At 36.4% G+C, this 10,013-nt stretch carries 8 protein-coding genes and 1 pseudogene; 3 read left to right on the forward strand and 6 right to left on the reverse strand.

The window, feature by feature from the left end:
• Positions 1–124: 124 nt before the first annotated feature.
• The 3 genes from ACIQVU_RS19780 to ACIQVU_RS19790 all read right to left on the reverse strand — a co-directional run bounded on the left by ACIQVU_RS19780 (position 125) and on the right by ACIQVU_RS19790 (position 3,479).
• Positions 125–1,348, reverse strand: coding sequence for a dicarboxylate/amino acid:cation symporter (locus ACIQVU_RS19780; protein ID WP_340804364.1), 1,224 nt, complete (start codon positions 1,346–1,348; stop codon positions 125–127).
• A 132-nt stretch (positions 1,349–1,480) separates the two neighbouring features.
• On the reverse strand, positions 1,481–2,458 hold the full coding sequence (locus tag ACIQVU_RS19785) for an ornithine cyclodeaminase family protein (RefSeq protein ID WP_340804362.1): 978 nt from the start codon (positions 2,456–2,458) through the stop codon (positions 1,481–1,483).
• A gap of 19 nt (positions 2,459–2,477) precedes the next feature.
• Entirely contained in the window at positions 2,478–3,479 is a 1,002-nt protein-coding gene (locus ACIQVU_RS19790) for a proline racemase family protein (RefSeq protein ID WP_340804360.1), read from the reverse strand.
• Between the two features lie 323 nt (positions 3,480–3,802).
• Here ACIQVU_RS19790 and ACIQVU_RS19795 point away from each other — a divergent pair, with 323 nt between their 5' ends.
• Positions 3,803–4,351, forward strand: coding sequence for a helix-turn-helix domain-containing protein (locus ACIQVU_RS19795; protein ID WP_402896941.1), 549 nt, complete (start codon positions 3,803–3,805; stop codon positions 4,349–4,351).
• 67 nt (positions 4,352–4,418) lie between these two features.
• Here ACIQVU_RS19795 and ACIQVU_RS19800 read toward each other — a convergent pair whose 3' ends face one another.
• Both ACIQVU_RS19800 and putP read right to left on the reverse strand, forming a co-directional pair.
• A complete protein-coding gene (locus tag ACIQVU_RS19800; RefSeq protein ID WP_340804358.1) occupies positions 4,419–5,282 on the reverse strand; it encodes an EamA family transporter in 864 nt (287 codons plus the stop codon).
• A 175-nt stretch (positions 5,283–5,457) separates the two neighbouring features.
• Complete coding sequence (putP, locus tag ACIQVU_RS19805) at positions 5,458–6,942, reverse strand: sodium/proline symporter PutP (RefSeq protein WP_402896943.1); 1,485 nt, start codon at positions 6,940–6,942, stop codon at positions 5,458–5,460.
• Between the two features lie 318 nt (positions 6,943–7,260).
• Between putP and ACIQVU_RS19810 the strand changes: the two genes are divergently transcribed.
• A complete protein-coding gene (locus tag ACIQVU_RS19810) occupies positions 7,261–8,235 on the forward strand; it encodes a proline dehydrogenase family protein (protein ID WP_402896945.1) in 975 nt (324 codons plus the stop codon).
• Positions 8,236–8,334: 99 nt separating this feature from the next.
• Here ACIQVU_RS19810 and ACIQVU_RS19815 read toward each other — a convergent pair whose 3' ends face one another.
• Positions 8,335–9,666 carry an AAA-type ATPase lid domain-containing protein gene (locus ACIQVU_RS19815; RefSeq protein WP_402896947.1) on the reverse strand — a complete coding sequence of 444 codons (1,332 nt, stop codon included), beginning with the start codon at positions 9,664–9,666 and terminating at the stop codon, positions 8,335–8,337.
• A 172-nt stretch (positions 9,667–9,838) separates the two neighbouring features.
• Here ACIQVU_RS19815 and ACIQVU_RS19820 point away from each other — a divergent pair.
• Positions 9,839–10,013: pseudogene (locus tag ACIQVU_RS19820) on the forward strand (L-glutamate gamma-semialdehyde dehydrogenase); the annotation flags it as partial.

A 10,013-nucleotide genomic window follows, 5' to 3' on the forward strand; every position in this document is an offset into this window, starting at 1 on the left:
GGATTGCCCGCAGTTAACCCTCGCTACGTGCCGTTTACCGACACGCACGGCTTTCTATATAACATTACAAACATTAGTTAATTTGTAACAATTTATAAAGAATTTGTTACCGTCACCTTAATTTTTATAAAGTTGAAATCTCTTCGCTCGCATATTCTGGATTTCTTTGGTAGACAACCTGTGTGCCAGCTAAGTCACCTGTAATATTGACAACGGTATTGCCCATATCCACAACTGGGGATACTGCTGCAATAATTGGTATAATAGTAAGTGGCAGTCCTAGCGTAGAAAGCAATAAGGATGCTGTTACAACATCCGCTCCTTTCACCCCAGCACAGCCCATTGCAAGAATTACTCCTAAAAAGGCAGTTTGTAAAATCATACCAAATGATATGGAGATGCCATATAAATTAGCAGCAAATACAGATAGAACCCCTAACGTTGATGCTAAGCCATTCATATTTAATGTAGCACCTAGTGGCAATGTAAAGCCGTATATACTTTCTGGTATTTTAAGTCCATCTCTCGACACCTCCATGGAAGCAGGAAGTGTTGCACTGCTTGATGTTGTACTGCAAGCTACAAGCATTGCTGGACTAACCTGTTTATAAAAGAAAATTGGACTTGTTTTGCCTAGTCCCTTCAATAATATTGGATAAACGACTAAGAGAATGACTAAAAAGCCAACAAAAGATGCTAGTACATAGCGTCCTACTTCAATAAGGACATCCATACCAAGCGTTCCAACAACATGTGCAATCAATGCCATAATGCCATATGGTGCAAAACCGATAACAATATCTGCCACTTTAATCATCAGCTCTGCCCCTTCATTCACTAGCTCCTTAATTTTATTCACTTTATCTCCAAGAAGCACAAGGGCTACTCCAATAAAAATAGCGAATATAATAATTTGTAGCATATTTGTTTCTGCCATTGATTGCACAATATTGGACGGAAACCATTGCACAATATTATCAATAAAGCTAAACTCTTGTCGTTCCACAGCCTCAGCCTGAGCAAGAAGCCCCTTTTCTCCTTTGCCTGGCTTTAACACTAATGCAGTTGCAACACCAATTAATGTGGCTACTAAAGTAGTAAGCACGTAAATTAGCATAATTTTTCCGCCAATGGACTTTAACATTTTAATATCTTTTAGCTTTGTAATACCCGATATAATACTTAAAAAGGCAAGCGGCACGATTAGCATTTGTAGCAAGCGAATAAAAATATCTCCAATAGGCTTAATAACAGCAATTTTTGGTCCAAATAGTAAGCCTAATAAGACACCAACAATGACCCCAATAAAAATTTTAATATACAGCTTTTGATTTCTCCACCATTTCATGCAAACAACCCCTTAAGTTTGAATTGAAGGTATATTTCTTGTATATAAATTTTAGTGTGACTTAAATTTTAGTGCAAAAAGTTTGAATAAAAAAGTCAGGACTAGCTATATGTCCTGACATCGTGCTACAGCTTAAAGTGTAATACTTGTCCCCATTTTATGTTGTATAGCTTTTTCATAAAAATATTTAGCAACTACTATATCTACAACAGCTAATCCAACAGACTCAAATATCGTAATTTCCTCATTATTTGCTCGCCCATTTAGCTCACCAGCAACAATTTGTCCAAGCTCACCAAAGATTTCACTTGCCTGAAAAACCCCTTCATTGATAGGTGACAGTAAATCACCTGTTTCCTCTAACGCAGCCTCTGTCGATTCCACTACTACTTTATCAGCACAAGCAATTGCACTAGAAGGCAGCTCCTGCATTGTTGGTCTAAAGGAGCCTACAGCATTTACATGAACACCTGGCTTTAATAATTCAGAGAAAACTGGCACAGATGAGCTTGTTGTTGTGACAAGTATATCTGCATGGCGAACAGCCTCATTTGAATCTGCACATACTTGAGCAGGTATATCAAATTGATTACGAATATAGGCAGCAAATTCATGTGCTTTCTCTGCTGTTCTGTTATAGAGAAAAACCTCCTCAATATCGCGAACAGCTAATATAGCCTTCACTAAACCCTTTGCTTGCTCTCCTGTACCAATTACACATAGCTTTTTAGCATCTTGACGTGCTAAATATTTCGTGGCAACACCTGATAGGGCTCCTGTTCTAACCATTGTTAAAAACGAACCTTCTAATAATGCAACTGGCTCTCCTGTATCAAAATCAGATAACATGACTACACCATTAATAGTTTTCTTTCCTGATTTTGTATTGTTTGGGGCAACCATCACGACCTTTAGCCCGACACTTTTTAATTCCTCTGCTACAGAGGGCATAATTAATGCTGTATTTTGAGCATTGGAAAAAGGAAGTGATGCTCGAATAGGTGTGATCGTTCTCTGTGCTGAAAATTCCTTTAAAGCTTCTTCTACACAGCCCATCACCTCATGAATATCCACTAAGGCTCGTTGCTCTTCAGCGCTAATAACTAACATTGCTTCTCCTCCTTTTTTATTATTTGAATAAAAACCCTCTGCTTAGTGAATCTTTAGGGTCTACTACAAATTGATGAAAGCCTGTAATATAGGCATCTCCTGTTACTTTTGGAATAACAGCTTGATAGCTTCCAACCTGTGTTAGTGAGGCTACCTCGCCAATAAATTGCCCATCTGTAATACTTTCGTGAACAAAGCTTCCACCCTCTGCTAGCCTACCATGCTCATATAAAGTTGCTACCCTCGCTGCTGTACCTGAGCCACATGGTGAGCGGTCAACCTGTCTATCTGCAAAAATAACAACATTACGTAAAGTTGCAGTAGGATGATTTGGCTCATCAGAGAAAATAACACCGTAAATCCCTGAAATATCTTCCACTGGATGTTTAACTTCCATTTGTGCTTCAATATAATGCTTAATTTTGTCGCCCCATACTTTTAAATCCCAAAGGTCTTTGCTATTTACGTTTAAGCCTATGTCCTTTGTATTGGCAACAGCATAGAAAGCACCACCATATGAAATATCTACATTGAAAACATAGTCATCAATCTGCACTGGCACATTTTTTTGATACACAAATGAAGGTACATTTTCAAATGATACTGACTCTACTTCATTGCCATTACATTTTGCATAGGCTGTTACTGGACCACATGGGCAATCAATAATAAATTTCTGATTATCTTCTTCGACCTCAATCATCCCTGTTTCAATTGCCATTGTGACAACTGCAATCACACCATGACCACACATTGTACTCCAGCCCTCATTGTGCATAAATAATACACCTAAATCTGCTCCTGGTGTTGCAGGTGGCGTAATAATACAGCCATACATATCAAAATGTCCTCTTGGCTCATACATTAATACTTCACGTACATGGTCTAAATGCTCCATACAATAGGCACGTCTTTCTAGTTGCGTTGCCCCTTTGATTTCTGGTAATCCCCCTGTAATAATACGCAATGGCTCACCTGATACGTGTAAATCAATTGTTGTAAACATTTTTTTAAATTTCATCTATTTTCCCTTCAGCCTTTCGTTGTAAATATTTTATTATTACTTTAATTTTCAATAACAAAACCCTAAAATTTAAATATTACTTAAATTTCATGCTATAAAAAACGCATTAAATTAATTAATGCTTAAAGTAATTTAAACAACACTTAAATTTATAACCAAAAATTAAAGCTTTTACAGTTATTATACATAGCTATTTTAAAAATTCAATATTTTCGGAAATTTATTTTAAATTCTAGCAGTATCCAAAGCTTCCTTAGCTTTACAAGTATCTAAGGATTATATATACTTTCATTACAATAAGCTATGTTGAGGTAGATATTATGGATCGTGATATAGGAATATTAATTAAAAGTCTTCGCAAGTCAAAAAAAATGACATTAAAGGAAGTTTCTGAAAAAACAGATTTATCAATAAGCTTTTTATCTCAAGTAGAACGCTCTCTTTGCTCCATTACATTACAATCTCTACGCAAAATATCTGAAGCACTTGGTGTTAGCCCTAGCTATTTTTTCCCTGATACAATAGAAATGGATAAAAATATGATAAGACGTGGTAGTGCTAAGCAAGCCGAGCATTCGTCATCATTTATTTATTCAGACCTTTCAGGAAATGTTACTAATCCTCTCTTTGTGCCTATTTTAGTAACTTTGCTACCAGGAGATAAAAAAGAAACTCCTTTTTCTCATGAGGGACAGGAATTTATTTATGTGCTGGAAGGTATGTTGACCGTTATTTTGAATGATACCGAGTATGATTTATCGCCAGGAGATAGCATTCATATGGAATCGAATGTGCCTCACAACTGGTTTAATAAAACTAAACATCCAACACAATTTATTTTTGTATCATCTACCCCTCTTATCGTTTAATTTTTACAAACCCCAAATTTATCTTAAGAAAAATGTGCCTTTTTGAGCAAAAGGCACATTACACTTGTTATTTGGTCACACGAGTTCCTACTGTTAATACTAAAATTCCTGCAAAAATCAGGACAATACCTAGCCACGATGTCCATGCTAAATATTCTCCAAGGAAAAATGCACCCAGTAATGCGGCTGTTAAAGGTTCTGCTAAGCTAAGCGTTACAGCTGCTGAGGATGAAACAGCTCGCAATCCCCCTAAAAATAACACATATGCTAAGCTTGTTGCCACTAAGCCCATATACGTCATTGACCAAATATTGCCCGGGACTCCCATCCAGCTAAATCCACCTTGCCATGCAAATGGGACCAGCAATACTGCACATAATGAAAATGTCATGGCTACTGCAGGCAATGTTGCTGCTTTTTCTGTTAAACGCTTGCTCACATTTGTGTACAATGCAAACATACAGCCACCGCTAAGAGCAAGTAAAATACCAAAGCTGTTTACTGTTGTGTCACCACCAACCGCAAACAATAAAATACAACCAACAATGGCAAAGGTAGTTGAAATTACCCATATTTTTGTCGGCTTTACCTTCCAAATTAGCCATTCAAGCATACCCGCAAATACAGGTGCACTCCCAATTGTAACAACAGTACCAATAGCGACACCAGTGTAACGTATGGATGAAAAAAAGAAGCCTTGAAAAAGTGCAATGGAAATAGCTGCAAGTATATTCCATTTCCATGGCCATGATTGCCAATGTATCATGCGAGCGGATAATGCAACGACGAGCAATGCGCCTCCACCAATCGCTGAACGAATACAGGCAACGGCAATCGGCGAAATATCTCCTTGTAAAAATGTTTGCGTTGTACCAGTAGTTCCCCAAAGAATTGCAGCTAGTAATACAATGATATATGGTAAGATTTTCACCAAAATTCCCTCCGTCTATTATTTAGATTTATGACAGCACTTAACGGAGAGAAGCTCTCACCTTTCCCCCGCTAAGAGCAGAAAGGTGAGGATGGTACATCATTTTCAAATAATGGCTTCCAAAGCATATTTATTCACCTCAATCTATGAAAATAATTTAACAATAGAATAGCTACTATCTTTCTTCTTTCAGAATTTTTTCCATACTATCGAATTCATCTTCAATATCTTGATTGCGTTTATATGTCATCATACTTACAACGATTGCTACAAGTAAACATGCGATAAAGCCAGGCACAATTTCATATAATGCAGAAGTTAGCACCTCTACCTTACCCCAAATAAATGCAGTCACTGCACCTGTTATCATACCACTAATAGCACCATAGTTTGTTAATTTTCTCCAATATAATGATAATAAAATAATTGGACCGAAAGCTGCACCGAAGCCTGCCCATGCAAAGCTTACTAAGTTTAAAACAGAGTTATCTGGATTCCAAGCTAAAATCCCTGCAACAATGGATACAACTAATACAGCCATACGACCAACAAACACATAATGCTTATCACTTGCTGTTTTATTGAATAAAGCTTTGTAAATATCCTCTACAAGTGCTGAGGAGGTTACGATTAATTGTGAAGAAATCGTACTCATAACAGCAGCTAAAATAGCAGCTAGCATAATACCTGCAATAAATGGATGGAATAAAATTTGCCCCATTACAATAAATACTGTTTCAGCATCCTTCAGCTCTCCGCCAGTTTGTTGATAATACGCTACACCAACTAAAGCGGTTGCAAGAGCACCAAATAAACTTAAAATCATCCAGCCAATACCAATACGTCGTGCCTGCTTTGTTTCCTTCACTGAGCTAATCGCCATAAAGCGGACAATAATATGTGGTTGTCCAAAATAGCCTAAGCCCCATGCTATGGAAGAAATAAGAGCTGCCGCTGTAACTGTTGATGGTAGTAAGTTTAAGTGCTCAGGATCAACGGCTTTGATTGAATCAATTGTATCCCCTAGCCCACCAGTTAAGAACAGCCCAAATAAAGGAACAGCAATCAATGCTACAAACATTGTTAAACCTTGGATAAAGTCAGTATAACTAACAGCTAAAAACCCACCAAATAATGTATAGGCTACAACTACACCTGATACAATTAATAAACCTGTATGATAATCATAGCCAAAAGAGCTATCGAAAAACTTACCGCCAGCTACCATACCTGATGATACATAGAACGTAAAGAATACTAAAATAATAATACCTGATGCAATTCTGATCAGCTTTGTATGATCACGTAAACGGTTATCCAAGTAACTTGGAATGGTAATTGAATCGTTAGAAACTTGTGTGTACACGCGTAATCTCGGTGCTACTAATAACCAGTTTAAATAAGCCCCTATTGTTAAACCAATAGCAATCCATGCCTCGACAATTCCCGTTAAATAAATGGCTCCTGGTAATCCCATCAATAACCAGCCAGACATATCTGCAGCACCTGCACTAAGCGCTGTTACAGCAGGTCCCAGCGAACGCCCACCTAACATATAATCCGTTAAATTCGATGTTTTAACAAATGAATACCACCCAATTGCTAACATTGCTACCAAATAAATTATAATTGCAAGTAATTGAAACATATTTTCTGACATATTTTTTCCCCCTGTCTAATCATGATCGTTAGCTAATAAAAATTTTTAGTACAAATAAACTATATAATCCTCCTTCTTTTTACAAAATTAAATCTCTGCATTCTAAAATATAGCATAATCACTATTTTGAAAAGTTCCAATTTTATAATAAAAAAATTAAAATTATTTTTTAGGGCATGCAAAAGTCAATAAACACAATATTTCATCCCCCCTAAATGGAGCCTCTAAAAATGTTTAAAAAAATCTTACTGTTTTACTTTTCAAAAAAAGTGTTATAATCGCCAAGAATTTAAAATTTTCAATTTTGGAGGTCATTTTATGGCATTACGTGACTTTTTTATCGCACTTTCAGAAAATCAATTATTAAATAGCGCTGCACAAAAGTATGGTTTACGCATGGGTGCACAAAGCGTTGTAGCAGGTACAACCATTCCAGAGGTTGTGCAAACAATTAAAGAGCTAAACCGTGCAAACATTTCTTGTACTGTTGATAACCTTGGCGAGTTTGTTTTTGAGAAATCTGCAGCAACAGCAGCAAAAAATAATATTTTAGCAGTGATTCAAGCAATTCATGATGAACAATTAGATGCACATATTTCTCTAAAGCCTTCACAGCTAGGACAAGATATTGATATCGACTTTTGCTATGAAAACTTAAAAGAGGTTGTGGCATTGGCACATCAATACAATATTTTTGTAAATTTTGATATGGAAAACTATGGTCGTTTACATAGCTCGTTTGATTTACTCGATAAGCTACACAAAGAGTACGATAATGTTGGTACTGTTATTCAGGCATATTTCTTTGAGTCAGACGAAAACATTGAAAAATACAAAGATTTCCGTCTGCGTATTGTAAAAGGTGCATACAAAGAGGCTGAGGAGGTAGCTTACCAATCAAAAGCTGATATCGACTGTAATTACCTGAAGCTAATTGAATACCATTTATTGCACGGGAAATTTACATCTATCGCTACACATGACCATAATGTTATTAACCATGTAAAGCAATTTGTAAAACAGCATAATATTCCAAATGATAAATTTGAATTCCAAATGCTCTATGGTTTCCGTAAAGATATGCAGCTAGACCTTGCACGTGAAGGCTATAATTTCTGTACATATTTACCATTTGGTAATGATTGGTATGGATACTTTATGCGTCGTCTAGCAGAGCGCCCTCAAAATCTAGCACTTGTTACAAAGCAAGTATTTAATAAAAAAACAAATACAACAATTGGCTTAGGTGTTGCAGCCTTCGCCCTTGGTCGTCTATCTAAAAAAAGCAAATAAAATTACAGGCTATCCACCTATTGAGCGATTCTATCCGGCACTTTAGGTGATCTATCCGCCTATTCAATAGTGCTATCCACCAAAAAAGCGAAAACATCGTTAATCAATGTTTTCGCTTTTTTTATTGAGCTTATAGTTTTTAACACGATACTGTAAGCTTTGGCGTCGTATCCCTAATGCAGCCGCTGTTTTTGAAATATTGCCCTGATGAAAATCCAATGCCTTGGAAATATAATATTCTTCAACCTCCTTCATGTAGACATCAAGTGGTCGAATATCATGCGGATTTTTAATAATAAATAAATCAGCCTTCTCCTCTGTCCCGTTTTCATGGGAATGTTGTATTTTCCATCTAAAATGTGCTGGTAGCATATGGGAGTCAATAACTGTTTCATTTGTTAGGAGTGAGGAAATTTCATCCAGCATAACCTCTAATTCCTTTAAGTTTCCAGGCCAGTCGTACTTTAAAAAGATGTCTTGTACTTCCTCCGACAGCCCTTGAATAGAGGAGCCAAAGCTATCACGATGACGTTTAAAATAGTCATCAATAAAGGGCATAATATCCTCTTTTCGCTCTCGCAACGGTGGCACATAAATCGTAATACCCGAAAATAGTCGATATAAATTTTTCGATAGCTTTTGTGCCTGAATTAAATCAATAGGGTCTTTACCTACACTCGCAATGAGCATATGGTGATGATTTGGGTGATTGTTGAAAAGCTCCACAATTTTCTCTTGAGCTGCCATGGTTAAATATTCGATCCGCTCAGCAAAGAAAGTAATTTTTTCTTGTTCAACAATGTATTTTTCAAACTGCTTTAAAATCGTGTCCTCATCTCTGCGGCAAATTAACGCAATAAACATATCATTTTTTACGCTTAAATCATGATGAATACCTTCAGCAATCATATCAATCCCCGTACCAGACTCCCCTATTAGCACAACAGGCATTCTACTAAGTGCTACAATTTTTGCCTTTTCAATAACATCCTTCATCACTGCCGATACAGCCGAAATAATATCAAAGGTTAGTGGCGCACCATATCTTCTTAGTGGCTGATACATCATATATTCAAGCTGTGTAATATCTCGTGCAAATTCCACAGCTCCTACTAAAACGTCCTCATAGTGCAGTGGATAAATATTGCTAATGTAGGTTACCTCTTGATTTTTCTTATTCCAGTATGTTTTTTTCACATTGAGCACAGGCGTTTCAGAATTTAAAACTTTGTAAATATCACTTTTCTCTGTTTCAAAATCAATAATTTCAAGCGCTCGCCTCTCCTCAAATTCATCTTCATTAACGCCTTCTAATTCTCGCATTTTTTTATTATATATAAGCAATTTGCCATCTGTATCTACTACGCAAATGCCCATATCACCTTTTTCAATAACATATTTATAAATACTGAGTAGTATACTATTATCCATTTTGTCCTCCTGTAAGCTCCTAAGCTTATTCTAACACCAATCTGAAAGGCTGATGAGAAAATTTAAAAAATTTGTATTGATTAATGCCAAATAATATTGCATTATATAATTAACAAAATATTAAGAGGTGCATAATCATTTGGCACTCTTTTATCCATTGGAGGAAATTGACATGATTCCATACAAACACGAACCATTTACAGATTTTACACAAGAGGCAAACTACAATGCTTATGTAGAGGCTTTAAATACAGTAGAAGGCTACTTAGGGCAAGACTACCCACTGATTATCGGTGGCGAGCGCATTACAACAGAGGATAAAATTGTTTCCTACAACCCTGCTAAGA

Origin of the sequence: Lysinibacillus sp. NPDC098008 (genome assembly GCF_044760715.1) — a bacterium.
Classification (GTDB): Bacteria; Bacillota; Bacilli; order Bacillales_A; family Planococcaceae; genus Lysinibacillus.